This window comes from Microbacterium sp. W1-4-2, from assembly GCF_058349885.2.
The window spans coordinates 1,206,871-1,227,559 of the sequence record NZ_JBYRJC020000001.1 but is presented as its reverse complement, the minus strand read 5'-3'; the positions used below and the strand labels follow the sequence as shown (position 1 = coordinate 1,227,559).

15 protein-coding genes and 1 tRNA gene are annotated in these 20,689 nt (G+C 68.2%); 11 read left to right on the top strand and 5 right to left on the bottom strand.

Translation table 11 applies throughout. The features are described 5' to 3' along the window. The first annotated feature begins 2 nt into the window (after positions 1-2). From trpC to AC3RX0_RS05605, 8 genes are all read left to right on the top strand, one after another. Positions 3-791 (top strand): indole-3-glycerol phosphate synthase TrpC, encoded by a 789-nt coding sequence (trpC, locus tag AC3RX0_RS05640; protein ID WP_491504938.1) that lies wholly within the window; start codon positions 3-5, stop codon positions 789-791. Then, a complete protein-coding gene (trpB, locus tag AC3RX0_RS05635; protein WP_491504937.1) occupies positions 788-1,996 on the top strand; it encodes a tryptophan synthase subunit beta in 1,209 nt (402 codons plus the stop codon). Before trpC ends, trpB begins: the two co-directional genes overlap by 4 nt. Further along, a complete protein-coding gene (gene trpA / locus AC3RX0_RS05630; protein ID WP_491504936.1) occupies positions 1,993-2,778 on the top strand; it encodes a tryptophan synthase subunit alpha in 786 nt (261 codons plus the stop codon). Before trpB ends, trpA begins: the two co-directional genes overlap by 4 nt. Before the next feature lie 44 nt (positions 2,779-2,822). Next, positions 2,823-3,815 carry a prolipoprotein diacylglyceryl transferase gene (gene lgt, locus AC3RX0_RS05625; protein WP_491504935.1) on the top strand — a complete coding sequence of 331 codons (993 nt, stop codon included), beginning with the start codon at positions 2,823-2,825 and terminating at the stop codon, positions 3,813-3,815. 70 nt (positions 3,816-3,885) lie between these two features. Then, the gene (gltB, locus tag AC3RX0_RS05620) at positions 3,886-8,460 is read left to right on the top strand and encodes a glutamate synthase large subunit (RefSeq protein ID WP_491504934.1); all 4,575 of its coding nucleotides are present in this window, start codon (positions 3,886-3,888) and stop codon (positions 8,458-8,460) included. Further along, entirely contained in the window at positions 8,453-9,916 is a 1,464-nt protein-coding gene (locus AC3RX0_RS05615; RefSeq protein WP_491504933.1) for a glutamate synthase subunit beta, read from the top strand. Before gltB ends, AC3RX0_RS05615 begins: the two co-directional genes overlap by 8 nt. A 78-nt stretch (positions 9,917-9,994) precedes the next feature. Then, positions 9,995-11,446: a pyruvate kinase gene (gene pyk, locus AC3RX0_RS05610; protein WP_491504932.1), complete on the top strand. Its 1,452-nt coding sequence runs from the start codon at positions 9,995-9,997 to the stop codon at positions 11,444-11,446. A 183-nt stretch (positions 11,447-11,629) separates the two neighbouring features. Further along, entirely contained in the window at positions 11,630-13,057 is a 1,428-nt protein-coding gene (locus AC3RX0_RS05605; protein ID WP_491504931.1) for a YibE/F family protein, read from the top strand. A 93-nt stretch (positions 13,058-13,150) separates the two neighbouring features. Here AC3RX0_RS05605 and AC3RX0_RS05600 read toward each other — a convergent pair whose 3' ends face one another. Further along, on the bottom strand, positions 13,151-13,786 hold the full coding sequence (locus AC3RX0_RS05600) for a hypothetical protein (RefSeq protein WP_491504930.1): 636 nt from the start codon (positions 13,784-13,786) through the stop codon (positions 13,151-13,153). A gap of 467 nt (positions 13,787-14,253) precedes the next feature. Further along, entirely contained in the window at positions 14,254-14,940 is a 687-nt protein-coding gene (locus AC3RX0_RS05595) for a helix-turn-helix domain-containing protein (protein WP_491504929.1), read from the bottom strand. A gap of 46 nt (positions 14,941-14,986) precedes the next feature. Between AC3RX0_RS05595 and AC3RX0_RS05590 the strand changes: the two genes are divergently transcribed. After that, entirely contained in the window at positions 14,987-15,154 is a 168-nt protein-coding gene (locus AC3RX0_RS05590; RefSeq protein ID WP_491504928.1) for a hypothetical protein, read from the top strand. Positions 15,155-15,163: 9 nt separating this feature from the next. Here the strand turns inward: AC3RX0_RS05590 and AC3RX0_RS05585 are convergent. Continuing rightward, positions 15,164-16,401, bottom strand: a protein-coding gene (locus AC3RX0_RS05585; protein WP_491504927.1) for an IS3 family transposase whose coding sequence is annotated in 2 segments (ribosomal slippage) — positions 15,164-16,116 and positions 16,116-16,401 — 1,239 coding nt in all. Because the reading frame shifts where the segments join, the coding sequence is not laid out codon by codon here. 312 nt (positions 16,402-16,713) lie between these two features. Beyond that, a tRNA-Leu gene (locus AC3RX0_RS05580) sits at positions 16,714-16,796 on the bottom strand. Between the two features lie 55 nt (positions 16,797-16,851). On the opposite strand from AC3RX0_RS05580, the gene AC3RX0_RS05575 reads away from it, so the two are divergent. Then, on the top strand, positions 16,852-17,472 hold the full coding sequence (locus AC3RX0_RS05575; protein ID WP_491504926.1) for an ANTAR domain-containing response regulator: 621 nt from the start codon (positions 16,852-16,854) through the stop codon (positions 17,470-17,472). Positions 17,473-17,551: 79 nt separating this feature from the next. Here AC3RX0_RS05575 and AC3RX0_RS05570 read toward each other — a convergent pair whose 3' ends face one another. After that, the gene (locus AC3RX0_RS05570; RefSeq protein WP_491504925.1) at positions 17,552-17,995 is read right to left on the bottom strand and encodes a hotdog fold thioesterase; all 444 of its coding nucleotides are present in this window, start codon (positions 17,993-17,995) and stop codon (positions 17,552-17,554) included. Between the two features lie 56 nt (positions 17,996-18,051). Here AC3RX0_RS05570 and polA point away from each other — a divergent pair, with 56 nt between their 5' ends. Further along, positions 18,052-20,685, top strand: coding sequence for a DNA polymerase I (gene polA, locus AC3RX0_RS05565; protein WP_491504924.1), 2,634 nt, complete (start codon positions 18,052-18,054; stop codon positions 20,683-20,685). The last annotated feature ends 4 nt before the right edge of the window (positions 20,686-20,689 follow it).

Genomic DNA, 20,689 nt, shown 5'->3' with positions numbered 1-20,689 from the left:
GCATGCTCGCCGACCTCACGGCCGGCGCGGTGGAGGATGCGGCGACCCGGCGTCTCGCGCGGCCGTTGGCCGACGTCGAGCGGGCCGCTTCCGCACAGCCGCCGGCGCGTGACGCGCTGACGGCTCTGGCACCGGCCGACCGGGTCAAGATCATCGCCGAGGTCAAGCGTGCCAGTCCCTCCCGCGGCGACCTCGCCGCGATCCCCGACCCCGCGCTGCAGGCCGGCCGGTACGAACAGGGCGGGGCATCCGCGATCTCGGTGCTCACCGAGCGGCGGCGTTTCAAGGGCAGTCTGGCCGATCTCGAGGCGGTCAAGGCCGCCGTGTCGCTGCCGGTGCTGCGCAAGGACTTCATCGCGAACGAGTACCAGGTGCTCGAAGCGCGTGCGGCCGGGGCCGACCTCGTGCTGCTGATCGTCGCCGCCCTCGAGCAGCCCGTCCTGCGCTCGCTGCACGCCCTCGTGGGCGAGCTGGGCATGACCGCCCTCGTCGAGACCCATTCCGCCGACGAGGTCGACCGCGCCGCGGACGTCGGAGCGCGGCTGATCGGCGTCAACGCCCGGGACCTCACGACGTTCGAGCTCGACCGCGACCTTTTCGGCCGGCTGACCGAGCGCATTCCCGCGGGGGCGATCAGAGTGGCCGAGTCGGCCGTGCACACGCCCGCCGATGTGGCGCACTACCGCGCCGCCGGCGCGGACGTGGTCCTGATCGGCGAGGCGCTCGTGACCGGCGACCCGGTCGCCACGCTCAGGTCCTTCCTGGGCACCGGAGCAGGAGGGGGCGCATGAGCCTGCGCGATGCACACGGCCCGTTCTTCGGCGAGTTCGGCGGGCGCTACATGCCCGAGTCGCTCATCGCCGCGATCGACGAGCTCACCGACGTGTACGAGAGCGCGGTGGCCGATCCGTCGTTCTGGGCGGAGCTGACGGGACTGCTGCAGTCCTACGCGGGCCGCCCCTCGCCGATCACCGAGGTGCCCCGGTTCGCGCAGCACGCGGGCGGGGCCCGGGTCTTCCTCAAACGCGAGGACCTCAACCACACGGGTTCGCACAAGATCAACAACGTGCTCGGCCAAGCGCTGCTGACCAAGCGCCTCGGCAAGACGCGCGTGATCGCCGAGACCGGCGCCGGCCAGCACGGCGTGGCGACGGCCACGGCCGCCGCCCTGTTCGGGTTCGACTGCACGATCTACATGGGCGAGGTCGACACGCAGCGCCAGGCGCTGAACGTCGCGCGGATGCGGCTGCTCGGCGCCGACGTGGTGCCGGTCACGACCGGCTCGCGCACGCTGAAGGATGCGATCAACGACGCCTACCGCGACTGGGTGGCCAGCGTCGAGACCACGAACTACATCTTCGGCACGGCGGCGGGCCCGCACCCGTTCCCGGCGATGGTGCGCGACTTCCAGAAGATCATCGGCGAAGAGGCGCGCGCGCAGCTGCTCGACGAGGTCGGGCGCCTGCCCGATGCGGTCGTTGCCTGTGTCGGCGGCGGCTCCAACGCGATCGGCATGTTCGACGCGTTCCTCGACGACGACGGCGTGGCCCTGTACGGGGTGGAGGCTGCCGGCGACGGCGTCGACACCCCGCGGCACGCGGCATCCATCGAGCGCGGACGGCCCGGCGTGCTGCACGGGTCCAAGACATTCGTCCTGCAGGATGACGACGGCCAGACCATCGAATCGCATTCGATCTCCGCGGGACTGGACTATCCCGGCGTGGGCCCCGAGCACGCCTGGCTCTCCTCGATCGGCCGCGCGTCGTACATCCCCGCGACCGACGACGAGGCCATGCAGGCGCTGCGCCTGCTCAGCGAGACCGAGGGGATCATCCCCGCCATCGAGTCCGCCCACGCCCTGGCCGGCGCCCTGCGGATCGGGCGCGAGCTCGGCCCCGACGCCGTGATCGCCGTGAGCCTGAGCGGTCGCGGCGACAAGGACATGGACACGGCCGCGCGCTACTTCGGCCTCTACGACGAAGGAGCAGCCGAGTGAGCTCGCGCATCGCCGAGACCATCGACGCCGCGCACGCTGCCGGCCGCGGCGCGTTCGTCGGCTATCTGCCGCTCGGCTACCCGGACCTTCGCACGAGCATCGAGGCGGCCGTCACCCTCGCCGAGGGCGGCGCCGACATCCTCGAACTCGGCCCGCCGTACTCCGACCCGGTGATGGACGGAACCGTGATCCAAGAGGCGGCCAACGCGTCGCTTCGGGCCGGGTTCACGATCCACGACCTGTTCCCCGCCGTCCGCGAGATCACGCAGCGCACCGGGGTGCCGGTCCTGGTGATGATCTACTGGAACCTCGTGTTGCAGTACGGCGTCGATCGGTTCGCCGACGACCTCGCCGCCGCCGGCGGAGCGGGACTCATCACCCCCGACATCACCCCCGACTCCGCAGCGGAGTGGATCGCCGCCAGTGAGCGCACGGGGTTGGACCGGGTGTTCCTGGCGGCCCCGACCTCGACCGACGCCCGGCTCGATCTGATCGTGCGCAGCACGACGGGTTTCGTCTACACGGTCTCGACGATGGGCATCACGGGGGAGCGGGCGGAACTGGATGCCGCATCACGCACCCTCGCGGCACGCCTGCGCGCCCACGGGGCCGAGCGTCTGTGCGTGGGCATCGGCATCTCGAACGCCGAGCAGGTCGCGGGCGTGCTCGACTACGCGGACGGCGCGATCGTGGGCACGGCCCTCGTCCGATCGCTGCGCGACGGCGGGCTCGAGGGCCTGGCCCAGACCGCCCGCGCCCTCGCCGCCGGCACCCGCCGCTGACTCCGTGAGTTCGACGCAGGACGCGGTCACTTAGACTCGTACCCATGACGTTTGCCCCTGCCAGCGCGATCCACGGTGTGCTCGCCAGCATCCCGAGCCCCTCCGTCAGCTACTTCGACATCGGTCCGCTGCGCATCCACTTCTACGCCCTGTGCATCATCGCGGGCATCATCGTCGCGACGCTCATGACGAATCACCGGCTCACCCGGCGCGGCGCCGAGCCGTGGGTGGTCATCGACATCGCCCTGATCGCCGTGCCGCTCGCGATCATCTGCGCCCGGATCTACCACGTGCTCACGCACTGGGGGTTCTACTTCGGGCCGGGCAAGAACCCGCTGACGGCGCTGTACATCTGGGAGGGCGGCATCGCGATCTACGGCGCCCTCATCGGCGGCGCCGTCGGCGCGCTGCTCGGCTGCCGCTGGACCGGCGTCCGATTCTGGAGCTTCGCCGACGCGCTGGCCCCCGGCATCATCATCGCCCAGGCGATGGGCCGACTCGGGAACTACTTCAACCACGAACTGTTCGGCCTGCCCACGACCCTGCCGTGGGGCCTACAGATCGAGTCCACGAACCCGGCGTTCCCCGCAGGGCTTCCGGCGGGCACCCTGTTCCACCCCACCTTCCTGTACGAGATGATCTGGAACCTGCTCGGCGCGGCCGTGCTGCTGTGGGCCGGACACCGCTTCCGCATGCAGTGGGGCCGACTGTTCGGCCTGTACCTGATCTGGTACAGCGCCGGGCGCATCGTGTGGGAGTCGATCCGGATCGACCCCAGCGACGTGTTCCTCGGCCTGCGCACGAACGTGTGGGCCGCGATCTTCGGCGTGGTCGTCGGCGTGGTCATCATGATCGTGCAGAAGCGCCGGCATCCCGGCTTCGAGCCGTCGCCGTATCGACCCGGACGCGAATGGAAGGGTTCCAGGGCTGTACAATCGCAGAACACCCCGGATTACGTCGACGTGAGTGAGCCTCCCACCGACGAATCCGCGGCCGACGCCACGAGCGCCGAGCCCGCACCCGCTGCTGCGAGATGATTCGCCGCGGCGGCACACCCTCCCGCTGGGCCGACGTCGTCCCATACCGAACCTCGTGAGGACGGCAGCAATGTCATCGACCCCTCGCTCGGACGTCCCCGGCGGCGCTCTTCCGCCGCGCCAGGGACTGTACAATCCTGCGTTCGAGAAGGACGCGTGCGGTCTGGCCATGGTGGCCACCCTGCGCGGTGAGCCCGGCCACGACATCATCGAGCTGGCGCTGACGGCGCTGCGCAATCTCGAGCATCGCGGCGCGGTCGGCTCGGATGCCGGTACCGGCGACGGTGCGGGGATCCTGACCCAGATGCCCGACGCGTTCCTGCGCGCGGTCACCTCGTTCCCGCTGCCGCCGGTCGGCGAGTACGCCGCGGGCACGGTGTTCCTTCCGCGCGACGAGCGCGAGCGCGCCGCGCAGAAGGCGGGGATCGAGCGCCTGGCGACGAACGAGAACCTGATCGTTCTCGGATGGCGCGAAGTGCCCACCGACGAGTCCCACCTCGGCAAGCTCGCGCTGCAGGCGCGCCCCGCGTTCGAGCAGCTGTTCCTGTCGCGCCCCGCGATCGGCGGCGCGCCGGCGATGACCGGCCTCGACCTCGACCGCCGCGTCTACCGCCTCCGCAAGCGCGCCCAGCATGAGCTGGGCGCGTATTTCGTCTCCCTGTCGTCTCGCACGCTGGGGTACAAGGGCATGGTCACCACGCTCCAGCTCGAGCCCTTCTATCCCGACCTGCAGGACGAGCGGTTCGCATCCGAGCTCGCGGTCGTGCACTCCCGGTACTCGACGAACACGTTCCCGTCGTGGCCGCTGGCCCAGCCGCTGCGGATGCTCGCGCACAACGGCGAGATCAACACGGTCGGCGGCAACCGCAACTGGATGCGCGCCCGCCAGTCGCAGCTGGCATCCGACCTGCTTGGCGACATCACCCCGCTGCTGCCGATCTGCACCGACGGCGCCAGCGACTCGGCATCCTTCGACGAAGTCCTCGAACTGCTCACCCTCACCGGACGCAGCCTGCCGCACGCCATGCTGATGATGGTGCCCGAGGCGTACGAACAGCGCACCGATCTGGCACCGGACCTGCGCGCCTTCTACGAGTACCACGCGCTGCAGATGGAGCCGTGGGACGGACCGGCCGCGATGATCGTCACCGACGGCACCATCGTGGGCGCCACCCTCGACCGCAACGGCCTGCGCCCTGGCCGGTGGACGCAGACCACCGACGGGCTCGTCGTGATCGCCAGCGAGACCGGGGTGCTCGACTTCGAGCCCGACCGCATCCAGAGGCGCGGCCGGCTGCGTCCGGGACGCATGTTCGTGATCGACACGGCCGAGGGCCGGATCGTCGAGGACGACGAGGTCAAGTCCCAGCTGGCGCAGTTGCACCCGTGGGAGCTCTGGCTGCGCCAGAAGCTGGCGCTGTCCGAGCTGCCCGAGCGCGAGCACATCGTGCATCCGATCGCCTCGATCACCCGTCGCCAGCGCACGTTCGGCTACACCGAGGAAGAAGTGCGCGTCCTGCTGACCCCGATGGGCCAGAACGGCGCCGAACCGCTGGGCGCCATGGGCACCGACACGCCGGTGGCCGTGCTCAGCGACAAGCCGCGCCTGCTCTTCGACTACTTCACGCAGCAGTTCGCGCAGGTCACCAACCCGCCTCTGGACGCGATCCGCGAGTCGGTCGTGACGAGTCTGCAGACCGGAATCGGCCCCGAGCGCAATCTGCTGGCGTGGGGACCCGACCACGCCCGCCAGATCACGATCGACTTCCCGGTGCTCGACAACGACGAGCTGGCCAAGATCCAGAACATCGAGCGGACGATGCCGGGGCGCCGCGCGGTGACGATCCGCGGGCTGTACCACTTCGACGCGGGCCGGGGCACGATGCGCCGGCGCCTGGACGAGATGTGCGCCGAAGTGGACGCCGCGATCGACGACGGCGCCGAGTTCGTCATCCTCTCCGACCGCGACTCGAACAAGGACCTCGTCCCGATCCCGTCGCTGCTCATGGTCTCGGCGATCCATCACCACCTGATCCGCCGTCAGAACCGGATGAAGGTGGGGCTGGTCGTCGAGGCCGGCGACGTGCGCGAGGTGCACCACGTCGCGACCCTTCTCGGCTACGGCGCATCGGCGGTGAACCCCTACCTCGCGATGGAGACCGTCGAGTACCTGGCGCGTTCTGGCGCCATCTCCGGCGTGAGCACCGAACAGGCCGTGCACAACGTCATCCACGCGCTCGGCAAGGGTGTGCTGAAGATCATGTCCAAGATGGGCATCTCCACCGTGTCGTCCTACACGGGCGCGCAGGTGTTCGAGGCCATCGGGCTCGGACAGCAGGTGATCGACGCGTACTTCACGGGCACCGAGTCGAAGATCGGCGGGATCACCCTCGAAGACATCGAGGCCGAGAACCAGGTGCGTCACGACTTCGCCTATCCGAAGGACGACGCGGCCCGCGCACACGAGCGGCTCTGGACCGGCGGCGAATACCAGTGGCGCCGCGGCGGCCCTCCGCACCTGTTCAACCCCGAGACCGTGTTCCGGCTGCAGCACTCGACACGCAACCGCCGCTACGACATCTTCCGCGACTACACGCACCTGGTCGACGACCAGGCGCAGGAGCTGAAGACCCTGCGCGGACTGTTCCGGCTGCGCACCGGAGTGCGCACGCCCGTGCCGTTGGACGAGGTCGAGCCGGTGTCGGCGATCGTGAAGCGGTTCTCGACCGGAGCGATGAGCTACGGCTCCATCTCGCGCGAAGCGCACGAGACGCTCGCGATCGCGATGAACAGCATCGGCGGAAAGTCGAACACGGGCGAGGGCGGCGAAGACGTCGACCGGCTGCTGGACCCCGAGCGGCGCAGCGCGATCAAGCAGGTCGCATCCGGACGCTTCGGAGTCACGAGCCTGTACCTGACCCAGGCCGACGACATCCAGATCAAGCTCGCGCAGGGTGCGAAGCCGGGGGAGGGCGGCCAGCTGCCGCCGGCCAAGGTGTACCCCTGGATCGCGCGCACCCGGCACGCGACGGCCGGCGTCGGACTGATCTCGCCGCCGCCGCACCACGACATCTACTCGATCGAGGACCTCAAGCAGCTGATCTTCGATCTCAAGCGCGCGAACCCCGCGGCGCGGGTGCACGTCAAGCTCGTGAGCCAGTCCGGGATCGGTGCGGTCGCCGCCGGCACGGCGAAGGCCCTCGCCGACGTCATCCTCGTCTCGGGTCACGACGGCGGCACCGGCGCGAGCCCCCTGAACTCGCTCAAGCACGCCGGCACGCCGTGGGAGCTGGGTCTGGCCGAGACCCAGCAGACGCTCATGCTCAACGGCATGCGCGATCGCGTCGTGGTGCAGGCCGACGGACAGCTGAAGACCGGGCGCGACGTGATCGTGGCGGCCCTGCTGGGGGCCGAGGAGTTCGGCTTCGCGACCGCGCCGCTGGTGGTGTCGGGCTGCATCATGATGCGCGTGTGCCACCTGGACACGTGCCCGGTCGGTGTGGCCACCCAGAACCCGGTGCTGCGCGAGCGCTTCACCGGCAAGCCCGAGTTCGTCGTGAACTTCATGGAGTTCATCGCGCAAGAGGTGCGCGAGAACCTCGCGGCCCTCGGGTTCCGCTCTGTCGAAGAAGCCGTCGGGCACAGCGAGCTGCTCGACATCGACGACGCCGTGCGGCACTTCAAGACCGAGGGGCTCGACCTCACGCCGATCCTGCGCGGCCCGCAGTTCGCCGACGACGTGCCGCGCCGGCATCAGCGCGATCAGGAGCACCGCCTCGCCGAGCACTTCGACGTCCCGGTGATCGCCCGCGCGCAGGATGTCATCGCCTCGGGCGGGCACATCCGCCTGGAGCTGCGGGTGCGCAACACCGACCGGGCCGTGGGCACGATGCTCGGCCACCACGTGACGAAGGCCCACGGCGAGCACGGTCTGCCCGCCGACTCGATCGAGCTGGACCTGACGGGTTCGGCCGGCCAGTCCTTCGGCGCGTTCCTGCCCGCCGGGATCACACTGCGCCTGGACGGCGACGCGAACGACTACGTCGGCAAGGGCCTGTCGGGCGGCCAGATCGCGATCCGTCCCGAGCACGGCACCCACTTCGCGGCGTCGCGCAACGTCATCGCCGGTAACGTCATCGGGTACGGCGCGACCAGCGGCACGATGTTCCTGCGAGGCGTGGTCGGCGAACGGTTCTTCGTGCGCAACTCGGGTGCGACCGCCGTCGTCGAGGGCGTCGGCGACCACGCGCTGGAGTACATGACCGGCGGCCTCGCCGTGATCCTCGGGCGTACCGGACGCAATCTCGGTGCCGGCATGTCGGGCGGCACCGCGTACGTCTACCGGCTGCGCGAGCGCGACGTCAACAGCGAGGCGCTGGCATCCGGCGAGCTCGAGCTGTCGGAACTGGGGTCGGGGGACGCCGCGATCCTGCGCGATCTGCTCGAACGGCACCGCGACGAGACGGGCTCCACGCTCGCCGCGGCGATGCTCGACGATTTCGAGACGGAACGCGACAACTTCGTGCGGGTGGTCCCGCGCGACTACGCGGCCGTGCTGCAGGCGCGACAGAACGCGATCGATGAAGGACTCGACCCCGATGGCAGCGTCGTGTGGACGCGCATCATGGAGGTGACCCATGGCTGACCCGAAGGGCTTCTTGAAGGTGACCGAGCGGGAGCTTCCCGCGCGGCGCCCCGTGCCCGTGCGCATCATGGACTGGAAAGAGGTCTATGAGCCGACGGACCTGCCGATGGTGCGCCGGCAGGCGAGCCGCTGCATGGACTGCGGCGTGCCCTTCTGCCACCGCGGGTGTCCGCTCGGCAACCTCATCCCGGAGTGGAACGACCTGACGCGCCGGGATGAGATGCACGCGGCGAGCGAGCGGCTGCACGCGACGAACAATTTCCCCGAACTGACCGGCCGGCTGTGCCCGGCGCCGTGCGAGAGCGCGTGTGTGCTCGGCATCAGCCAGCCGGCCGTGACGATCAAGCGCATCGAGCAGACCATCGCCGACGAGGCGTTCGCGAACGGCTGGATCGAACCGGAGCTGCCCGGGCGACTGACCGGCCGGACCGTGGCGGTGGTCGGATCGGGACCCGCGGGCCTCGCGGCCGCGCAGCAGCTGACCCGGGCCGGCCACACCGTCGCTGTCTTCGAGCGCGACGACCGCATCGGCGGCCTGCTGCGGTACGGCATCCCCGACTTCAAGCTCGAGAAGGAGGTGCTCGAGGCGCGGCTGCGTCAGATGGAGGCCGAGGGCACCAAGTTCCGTCCCGGCGTCGAGATCGGTCGCGACATCACGTGGGCCCAGCTGCGCGCCCGCTACGACGCGGTCATCATCGCCACCGGCTCGACCGTGCCGAGGGACCTGCCCCTTCCTGGACGCGATGCCACCGGCATCCACTTCGCCATGGAGTACCTCGTCCAGGCCAACCGCGCGGCAGCGGGCGACGTCGTCCCCGGCCAGATCACCGCCGACGGCAAGCACGTCATCGTCATCGGCGGCGGCGACACCGGCTCGGACTGTATCGGCACCGCGCACCGTCAGGGTGCACGCAGCGTCACGAACCTGGCGATCGGGCGGCAGCCGGGCGGGGCGCGGCCCGAGCACCAGCCCTGGCCGATGTTCCCGACGGTGTTCGAGGTGCAGTCCTCGCACGAAGAGGGCGGCGAACGCGCATACCTGGCCTCGACGGTCGAGTTCCTCGCAGACGAGACGGGCAGCGTGCGAGCGCTGCGGGTCGCCGAGACCGAGTACGTCGACGGGACCCGGATCCCCAAGGCGGGCACGGAGCGCCAGATCCCCGCCGACCTCGTGCTCATCGCGATGGGCTTCACCGGTCCGGAGCGCGAGGGACTCGACCAGCTCGACGTCGCGTTCACCGACCACGGCGCGCTGGAGCGCGGATCCGACTACGAGACCGCCGAGGCGGGGGTGTTCGTGGCCGGGGACGCCGGGCGCGGGCAGTCGCTCATCGTGTGGGCGATCGCCGAGGGCAGGGCGGCCGCAGCGGCCGCGGACCGCTTCCTCACAGGCGAGTCGGCGCTGCCCTCGCCGGTGCGGCCCACCGATGTCGCAATCGGTCTGCAGCCCGCGTAGGCTGGCACCGTCTGTGCCCTTTTGGAAATATCCTTTACGAACTCGACACCCACAACTCGACACACGGAGTACCGCTCGATGAGACGCGCCAAGATCGTCGCCACTCTCGGGCCCGCCACGTCGACGTACGAGATGGTTCGCGCCATCATCGACGCCGGCGTGGATGTGGCTCGCTTCAACCTCAGCCACGGGGACTACTCCGTGCACGAGAACAACTTCGCCAACGTGCGCAAGGCCGCGGACGACGCGGGCCGGGCCGTGGCGGTGCTGGTCGACCTGCAGGGGCCGAAGATCCGGCTCGGCAAGTTCGCCGACGGCCCGCACGAGCTCGCCGTGGGGGATGTCTTCAAGATCACCACCGAAGACATCCTCGGCACGAAGGACATCTGCAGCACGACCTTCAAGGGCCTGCCGCAGGACGTGAAGCCGGGCGACTTCCTGCTGATCGACGACGGCAAGGTGCGGGTGCAGGTCGCGAGCACCGACGGCACGGTCGTCACCACGCGCGTCGTGGTGGGCGGTCCCGTCTCGAACAACAAGGGCATCAACCTGCCCGGTGTCGCGGTGAACGTGCCGGCGCTCAGCGATAAGGACGAGGCCGACCTGCGATGGGGTCTGCGCATCGGCGCCGACATCGTGGCACTGTCGTTCGTGCGGGATGCCGCGGACGTCGAGCGCGTCCACGAGATCATGGACGAAGAGAAGCGCCGCGTGCCGGTGATCGCCAAGATCGAGAAGCCGCAGGCCGTCGACCACCTCGAGGAGATCATCGACGCGTTCGACGGCATCATGGTCGCCCGCGGCGACCTGGGCGTCGAGCTGCCGCTGGAGGCGGTGCCGATCGTTCAGAAGCGCGCGGTGGAGGTGTGCCGCCGCATGGCCAAACCCGTGATCGTGGCGACCCAGATGCTCGAGTCGATGATCAGCAACCCGGTGCCCACCCGCGCCGAGACCAGCGACGTCGCCAACGCCGTGCTCGACGGCGCCGACGCGGTCATGCTGTCGGGCGAGACCAGCGTGGGGGAGTACCCGGTCGTGGTCGTCCAGACGATGGCGCGCATCATCGAGTCCACCGAGGACCACGGGCTCGAGCGCATCCTGCCACTCGGGACGACGCCGCGCACACAGGGCGGCGCCATCACCGCGGCCGCGCTCGAGGTCGCCGAGTTCATCGATGCGAAGTACCTGTGCATCTTCACGGAGTCGGGCGACACCGCCCGGCGCATGTCGCGCCTGCGCCCGAAGATGCCGATGGTCGCGTTCACGCCGATCCCCGAGATCCGACGCCTGATGGCGCTGACGTGGGGCATCCACTCGGCCCTGGTCGAGCACGTCGCGCACACCGACCTGATGTTCCACCAGGCCGACGCCTACCTGCTCGGCGAGAAGCTCGCCGAGGTCGGCGACAAGGTCGTCGTGGTGTCGGGCTCCCCGCCCGGAATCGTTGGCTCGACCAACGACATCCGCATCCACAAGGTCGGCGACGCCGTGCACGGCGCCGCGCCCGTGTATCGCATTCACGGGAACTGATCGCCGCGATACGGAAGAAGCGGGATGCCTCGGCTCGAGGCATCCCGCTTGTCGTATGGGGAGAGATGAGGCCGACAGCAGCGTGAGGGCGAAGCTGGGGGCTTCATATGCATCCGTTCCACGGTCGGAGGCGCGGGCATTGCTGTCGAGTAGCGTGTGACCCGCTTCGACCGGGAGGTTCATGTGAGCCACAGCCATTCGCACGATCACTCGTCCGTTCGTATCCCGGTTGCGCGCCTGCCGAAGACCATCCTCCTGGTCGTTCTGGTCGGCGTGGGCGTCGCCACGATGCTCGGGTTGATCGTGCTCTGGCCGCATGGAGGACGGACGGCCCTGGCACCAGACACGACGCCGTTCGCGGTGAAGGGGACGACGTTCCCGACGGCGCAAATCCTGACCATCAAGCCGGATTGTCCCGATCTGGGAGGCCAGGCGTCTCCGAAGACCGCGGCGACGACGTGTGAGCTCGCCGGGGTGAAGATCCTCGACGGTCGCCACGCCGGCACGACGACGACGGTCGAGCTGCAAGGTCAGTTCGCGAGTGCGGGTCTCCGTCCGGGCGACGAGGTCGAGCTGATGATCAATCCCCCCGTGCCCGGCGTGAACGCTGCGGACACTGGAGGAGTGGATCCGAACACGTCCGTCTTCGGGATCGTCCGGACCGTTCCGTTGGCGTTCTGGGCAGTGCTGTTCATCGTGGTCGTCGTTGCGGTGGGCCTGCTCCGGGGTCTGCTCGCACTCGTCGGACTCGCGTTCAGCGGTTTCATGGTGGTCGCTTTCACTCTCCCGGCACTCCTGGGCGGCGGGTCAGGGATCGCGATCGCGCTGACCGGGGCCTCGGCCATGCTGTACGTCGTCCTCTACCTCGCGCACGGATTCTCGCTACGGACCAGTGCGGCGCTCGCGGGCACGCTGACGGGGGTGCTGATCACGGCGGTGATCGCCGAGGTCGCCGTCGGATCCACGCGGCTGAGCGGCCTCGGCACCGAGGAGGCGGGCTTCCTGGCGGCGATGACACAGCACGTGAACTTCCAGGGCCTGCTGACCTGTGCGATCATCATCGCCGGACTGGGCGTGCTGAACGATGTCACCATCACGCAGAGTTCGTCAGTGTGGGAGCTGCGCGCGGCAGCGCCGCATCTGCACCGCCGCCAGATCTTCGCGCGTGCGATGCGAATCGGTCGTGACCACATCGCATCCACGATCTACACCATCGTCTTCGCGTACGCGGGCGCTTCCCTGAGCGTTCTCCTGCTGCTCTACATCTACGACCAGCCGCTGCTGAGTCTGCTCAGCTATGAGGACATCGCGACCGAGATCGTCCGCACCATGTGCAGCGGGATCGGGCTCGTCCTCGCGGTGCCGATCACGACGGCGATCGCGACCGCGATGATCTCGGCGGGCGTTCCACAGGCTGACCGAGGCAGGCCCGTTGACCGTGGCCCCGACGGGCACTACCCGGAACAGAAGCCGACCGTCGAATGGCTCCATGCGCTCAACGCGTCGTCCGGCAACGAGCCCGCACCTGCGGAGGCTAGCGACCCGGCCCTCCGGGGTCTTCAGCCCAGGACTGCACGCTCGTTCGCGACGCGGCGAGACTTGCGCCGATAGCTGTCGCAGCGCACAGCAGTGCCGCATGCATCGAGGTCATGACGGCCATCAGCGGTGGACAGCCGACGTAGGAGCGGCTGGTCACCGATCACGTCAGAGACTTGGAAATTGGGTGCCGTCAGGTAGCGTCTCCGAAAGCGGTGCCCATGAAGTGAGCCGCAACATGGGCCATACCAGCTCGTTACGCGCTTTCGGGTTGCCGGTGGAGATGATGAGACCGAAGGGGCTCACGGGCATCTCGGCCCCGTCTTTGACGTTCACGACGCTGCCGCACCACGTCACCGGAGACGCTTCCGACGTGTACGCAACGAGGTCGGCGCCTGTCCTGATGGTCTTGGCCGCGCTTCGGGCCGACACGCCCGGAGCGGGAAAGAGCTGGAGCGTAACCCGCGCGGGGGAGCCGTCACTGTCGGTTCCGTAGACGTCGATGAGCACGCTCTGCTGAGTGATGGTTTCATCTGTCGTCACGGCCTCCACGACGCCGGCCACGACGAGATCGCTCTGCCTCGCCATTCCGGCGGGAGCGGGCGGTTTGTCCGCGATGATCCCATCCAGCGCAGACATCTCGCACCCGAAGGCGTCGATGAGTCGCTGCGCAGCGTCCGAGACCTCCGTCTCGTCCAGCGGGCTCTGCGCACAACCGGCGCCGCACACGATGACCGCGGCGATCAGAAGACTCGTCGCGGCGATCGTGCCGCCTCGCGTAGGGCTGCTATCGTTCCACATCATCCGGGGGTGCAGGTGTGCTTCTCAGCTTGAGAATTTCTCGGTACTGATCGGGGAGGGTGAGGTAAGCGTACTGTGCAGCGAGGGAGTCCGGAACAGTCTGCGACATCGGGTGGACACCACCGCACTATTGCTGCTGTGTGTGCCACCACAATGGCGCGACCCCCGCGATCCCTTGAAGACACTGGGATCGGAGGGGTCAGAAAAAGTGCCGGTGGTGGGAGTCGAACCCACCAAACTAGCCTCTTTCGGCTCCAGCGGGCTTCGCTGGATTCCCACCGATTCCAGAAACTTCCGAAAAAGAATGCCTGGTCACGCGGAATAACTATGGTCAACCAACAACCGATCCGGTTTCGGCGCTTGAATGCCGGCGCGGCTGCGTTGAGGCCAGATTAGCCCGAATCTGTTGGTGGAACCAACAGAAAACGCCCGCACGAAGGCGGGCGTTTCCGGAGGTGACGGGACGGGGATCAGGCGGCCTGAACGGTGCGCGACCGGGCCTTGGACGACCTGCCGGAAGCGAAGTTCGTGGCCGCAGGCTGCTCCAGCTGCACCTCGCGTTCGTCAGCTCGGGGAGTTGAGGTCCGCGGGCGCAGACGCATCGCAGACCACGCCACCAGCGCCGACTGCGGGTACTGCCACGAGCGCCCGAGCTTCAAGGCGCTGATCTCGCCCCGGCGGGTCGCGTCCGCGATGATCCGGGTAGTGACACCCAGAGCGTCGGCGGCCTGCTCGACGGTGAGCACATGCGGGAGCCCGCGGTGAAAATCACGAAACTGGCGACCGCTCGTGTCGGGTAGTCCTGAGTACACGTCAGGTTGGCTGCCGAAGTCGGGAATGTACGAGAACTTGACTTCCCCGCATCCAGCTGGGAGGATGCCATGAATCAACAATGAAGTTGAAACATTAAATGGGGGAACCATGAACAAAAGAGCGTACTTGTTTGCGGCCTCCGTGACAATCGGCCTGTCAATGGCGCTTCTCGCGGTGCATCCGGCCACGGCCGCCGAATACTCGGCGAGCGGAGATGAGGAGTACCCCACTGAACCGTACGTCAACGAGTTCGGCTTCACTTTTGACCCCGCGTACCCTTTCGCACAGTCGTCATCGGACCCGCTGTCGCCGCCGCCGTCTCCTCGAAGCAGAGCAGAAGTCACGACAATGACCGTTGTGGTGCAGTGAAATCCGTATAACTGCCGCGGGATGACCGAAAGCGTGCATAAGAGCAATGGTTTCGCGTCTTTGCATGCTCGCACCTACGATTGCAACAACAACCCTGACGAGATCGTCGTCTCAGCGGAAATCGTGAAATTGGGCTGGTTCGGCATCTGGCACAGTCTTGGTTCCAACACGAAGTCTGAATCGGCCTGACTTTCGTTCCTATCGGGAGCCTTGTCCGGCGGGTGCCGGTTGGGCTGATTCCAGGTCAGCGTAGTACGCGTTCTCGGCCTCTGCCGGGGTGCGCATGTCGAGCTCGCCGTGGAGGCGCTGGTTGTTCCACCACCACACCCATTCCAGGGTCGCGAGTTCGACCTGCTCGACCGTGCGCCAGGGTCCTTGCTGGCGGATCAGCTCGGTCTTGTAGAGGTTGTTGACAGCCTCGGCCATCGCGTTGTCGAAGCTGTCGCCAACGGTCCCGGTCGAGGGGACAGCGCCGAGTTCCACGATCCGGTCGGTGTAGACCATCGCGGTGTAGTTCGACCCGTGGTCGGCGTGATGGATCAGCCCGGTGAGGTCCCCGCCGGCGGCCCACGCGGCCATGTCCAGCGCCGGCATCGGCAGGATCTCCGACCGCAGCGTTGCCGCGACGTTCCAGCCGACGATGCGCCGCGAGTACACGTCGGTGACGAACGCGACATACGCGAACCCGGACCAGGTCGCGACGTAGGTCACGTCGCACACCCAGAGACGACGCGGCGCGTCGGCGACGAACCGCCTGTTCACGAGATCGGCAGGCAGAGCAACGGTCTTGTCGCTTCTCGTGGTGAACACCCGCTTCGACTTGCGGACCCCGCGCACGCCCGCGAGCCGCATGAGGCGTTCGGTCTGATCGCGGCCGATGTCCCACCCTTGCCGGTGCAGCAGTGCATGCATCTTCCGGCGACCGTAAACGCCGTAGTTCTCCGCATGCAGCCGCACGATCTCGGGAACGAGGAGATCGTCGCGGAGCTGCCTGGCGGACGGTGCCCGCGTCTTCGCGGCGCGGTATCCGCGGGAGGTGAGGAACCCCTGGACTGCCGGGCGCAGCACCCGGCAGATGAGCTCGACCCCGAAGCGATCCCGGTGCACGTCGATGAACCGGATCATCTCGGTCAGGGCCGGTCGAGCTCCTTCGCGAAAAACACGCTCGCAGCCTTGAGGATCTCGTTCGCCTTGCGCAGCTCGGCGTTCTCCTTCTGCAGCCGCTTGATCTCCGCCGCCGCGTCCGTCGTCACGCCGGGCTTCACCCCGGCGTCGACCTCGTACCGGCGCTGCCACAGTCTCAGCGTTTCCGGGCTCATCCCGAGCAGACCGGCCACGTGACGGACCGCGCTCATCGTGTTCGGATGCTCCGGCCGCGCCTCCGCGAGCATCCTGAGCGCACGGTCACGCATCTCCGGCGTGTACTTCCTGTTCATCGAGTTCCATCCTTGCTTGAAGAACGGAACAAAAGTCAGGCCAATTCAGCCTGCCCTGGTGACGGAACGTCACCTCCCATGCGAACCCCGTCTTGCGAGGTCGTTCTATCACCGTCGCGGTGCACACGATCGTGGGCTCGACCGTGGGTGCTCTCTTGGCCATGTTGTGGCTCCTTTCAGCGTGGATGTACGCGGCATCCAGGCCGTCCGGAGTCGACTTGTTGGTTTTTCTGTTGGTTTTTCGTTCCAACAGGTCATAGCCGTAACCCGCGATCCCTTGAAAACACTGGGATCGGAGGGGGTCAGAAAAAGTGCCGGTGGTGGGAGTCGAACCCACACGCCCTTGCGGGCAACCGAGTTTGAGTCGGTCGCGTCTGCCATTCCGCCACACCGGCGCACGTCGGCGCGGGCAAGGCGCGCCGAGGAACGACGATACCGTAGGATTCTAGGGTGACTGAGCAGGAACAGAACAACGGGTCCGCATCATCCGCACCGCGCCGGGTCGTGGTGGCCGAAGACGAATCGCTGATCCGGCTCGACATCGTCGAGATCCTGCGCGACAACGGCTTCGACGTCGTCGGCGAGGCCGGTGACGGCGAGACCGCGGTTCAGCTGGCCACCGATCTGCGTCCCGACCTGGTGGTCATGGACGTCAAGATGCCGCAGCTGGACGGCATCTCGGCCGCCGAGAAGCTCAGCAAGGCGCACATCGCGCCGGTCGTGCTGCTGACCGCGTTCAGCCAGAAGGAGCTCGTGGAGCGGGCCAGCGAGGCCGGCGCCCTGGCGTACGTCGTCAAGCCGTTCACGCCCAACGACCTGCTTCCCGCGATCGAGATCGCCCTTGCCCGCTACGAGCAGATCATCACGCTCGAGGCCGAAGTGCAGGACATGGTCGAGCGCTTCGAGACGCGCAAGCTCGTCGACCGCGCCAAGGGTCTGCTCAACGAGAAGATGGGCCTCACCGAGCCCGAGGCGTTCCGCTGGATCCAGAAGGCGTCGATGGACCGGCGTCTGACGATGCAGGATGTCGCGAAGGCGATCATCGAGCAGCTCGCGCCCAAGAAGGGCTGACGTCGCCGTCACGGTCCACCACCGGCATCCCGCCCGAGAGTCCTTCGACTCTCGGGCGTCGTGCTTGACGCGAGCCGTGTCAGGCGTCCGGCAGGTCTTTGATCAGGTTCGTGATGCGAACCGTCGAGCAGCGGCGGCCCTGATCGTCGGTGATCACGATCTCGTGCACGGTCATGCTCCGGCCCAGATGGATCGGTGTGCATACCCCGGTCACGAGTCCCTGCGTCGCCGACCGTGTGTGCGTGGCGCTCACGTCCACGCCCACGGCCAACCGGCCCGGCCCTGCGTGCAGGTTGGCGGCCATCGAGCCGAGCGACTCGCCGAGCACGACGTACGCGCCGCCGTGCAACAGCCCGACCGGCTGTGTGTTCCCTTCGACCGGCAGGGTCGCCACGCAGCGCTCGAGCGAGAACTCCACCCACTCCAGACCCATCTTCTCGGCCAGAGCACCCATGCCGCGCGCCTTCGCCCACTCGAGTCCGTGGGCGGTCTGAGCCGCCGGGGCAGGGGTCTCGTGTGACATCGCGCACCTTCGGGTCGGGTCGGGGGGATGTCCGCTGCCCTGACTAGGCTTGCAGGGTGATGGACTCCGCAAAGCCTACCCTTCTGATCGTCGACGGCCATTCGCTGGCGTATCGCGCGTTCTACGCGCTTCCGGTGGAGAATTTCTCCACGAAGGACGGGCAGCACACCAACGGCATCTACGGGTTCCTCTCGATGCTCGTGAACCTGATCAAGGCTGAGCAGCCCACGCACATGGCCGTCGCGTTCGACACCTCCCGGGTGTCGTTCCGCACCCGCGAGTACGCCGACTACAAGGCGACCCGCTCCGAGACGCCCGCGGAGTTCCGCGGCCAGATCCCGCTGCTGCAGGACTGCCTCGCCGCGATGAGCATCACCGTCATCACGAAAGAAGACATCGAGGCCGACGACATCCTCGCGACGCTGTCGACCCAGGGCGCGGCCGAGGGCTACGACGTCCTGGTCTGCTCGGGTGACCGCGACAGCATCCAGCTGGTCACCGATCAGGTGACGCTGCTGTACCCGAGCGTGCAGGGAGTCTCGCAGCTCAAGCGCTACGATCCGGCGGCCGTGCGCGAACGCTACGGCGTCGAGCCGTCGCAGTACCCCGACATCGCCGCCCTCGTGGGAGAGACCAGCGACAACCTGCCCGGCGTGCCCAAGGTGGGCGAGAAGACCGCGGTGAAGTGGCTCACGCAGTTCGGCTCGCTGGATGCGATCCTCGAGAACGCCGACCAGATCAAGGGCGTCGTCGGCGGCAACCTGCGCGATCACATCGACGACGTGCGCAGAAACCGCAGCCTGAACCGCCTGCTGCGCGACGTCGAGCTGCCGGTCGCGCCGGCAGACCTGGCCGTCAGGCCCATCGATGCGCAGGCGGTGCGCGACATCTTCTCGCGCCTCGAGTTCCGCACCCTGCTGCCGCGCGTGTTCGAGGCCACCGGCGCGATCGATGACGGCGCTGACGAGCCGCCCGTCGCGACGGCACCCGAGGCGGCGCAGTCGACCCCGGACGAGCTCGCTGCCTGGCTGCGGGCGGCCACGGGCGAGGTCGGGGTCACCGTGACGATCGAGGGCGGGCGCCCGCGACGGATCGGGCTGTCCACGATGGATGCCGCGGCCGAGGCCACCTGGTCCGACGAGCTGGCCGCGGCGATCGGGGACTGGCTCGCATCCGATGCGCCGAAGGTCTTCAGCGACGCCAAACCACAGCTGAAGGCTCTGCATCGCGCGGGCGTCGAGGTCGGCGGGCTTGCATATGACGTGCTGATCGCGGGCTGGCTCGCGCGGCCGAGCTTTCCCGACAAGAGCCTGGGCGACCTCGTCGAGCGCTTCCTCGGCGAGAAGCTGCCCGAAGCCGATCCCAGCCAGCTCGTGCCCGAGCACGACGGCGCCACGCCCGGCCAGCTGTCGTGGTTCGCGCTGCGGGTCGCCGCCTCGCAGCGCGCGCAGCTGCCCGAGCGGGTGGCCGTGGTGCTCGCCGACATCGAGTTGCCGACCCTGGTCGCCCTCGCCGACATGGAGCTGGCGGGCGTCGCCGTCTCGCACGACAAGCTCAGCGCGTTCTCGGGCGAGCTGGCGGGACGGGCCGATCTCATCGCACAGGACGCGTTCGCCGCCATCGGGCGCGAAGTGAACCTCGGTTCGCCCAAGCAGCTGCAGGAAGTGCTGTTCGACGAGCTCGAACTGCCCAAGACCCGCAAGACCAAGACCGGCTACTCGACCGATGCCGGGGCGCTCATCGCGCTGCAAGAGACGCATCCGCACCCGTTCCTCGATCTGCTGCTGCAGCACCGCGAGGCGACGAAGCTGCGCCAGATCATCGAGTCGCTCGACGTCGCGATCGGCGCGGATCGGCGCATCCACACCACGTACGTGCAGACCGGCAGCCAGACCGGCCGCCTGTCGAGCACCGACCCCAATCTGCAGAACATCCCCATCCGCACCGACGAGAGCCACCGCATCCGCTCGGCCTTCGAGGTCGGCGAGGACTATGAGACGCTGCTGACCGCGGACTATTCGCAGATCGAGATGCGCATCATGGCGCACCTGTCCGAGGACCCCGGCTTGATCGAGGCGTTCAAGACGGGCGAGGATCTGCACCGCTTCGTCGGGGCCCGCGTGTTCGGAGTCGAGCCGGCCGCGGTGACCCCGTTCATGCGCACGAAGGTCAAGGCGATGTCGTACGGACTCGTCTACGGACTGAGCGCTTTCGGACTGTCCAAGCAGCTGCGCATCGAGCAGGCCGAGGCCAAGCAGCTGATGACCGAGTACTTCGCGAGGTTCGGCGCCGTCCGCGATTACCTGCGCGCCTCAGTCGAGAAGGCGCGTGTCGACGGCTTCACCGAGACGATCTTCGGCCGCCGCCGCCCGTTCCCGGATCTCACCAGCCCCAACCGGGTACTGCGCGAGAACGCGGAGCGAGCGGCCCTGAACGCGCCGATCCAGGGCAGCGCGGCCGACATCATGAAGATCGCGCTGTTCCGCATCCACCGCGAGTTCCGCGCCGAAGGGCTGGCGTCGCGCATCCTGCTGCAGATCCACGACGAACTCGTCGTCGAGGTCGCCCCGGGGGAGTGGGATGCCGCAGAGCGGATCGTGCGCGCCCGCATGGGCGACGCGGCCGAGCTCACGGTGCCGCTTGACGTGCAGATCGGGCGCGGCGCGAACTGGGATGCGGCCGGACACTGAGTCT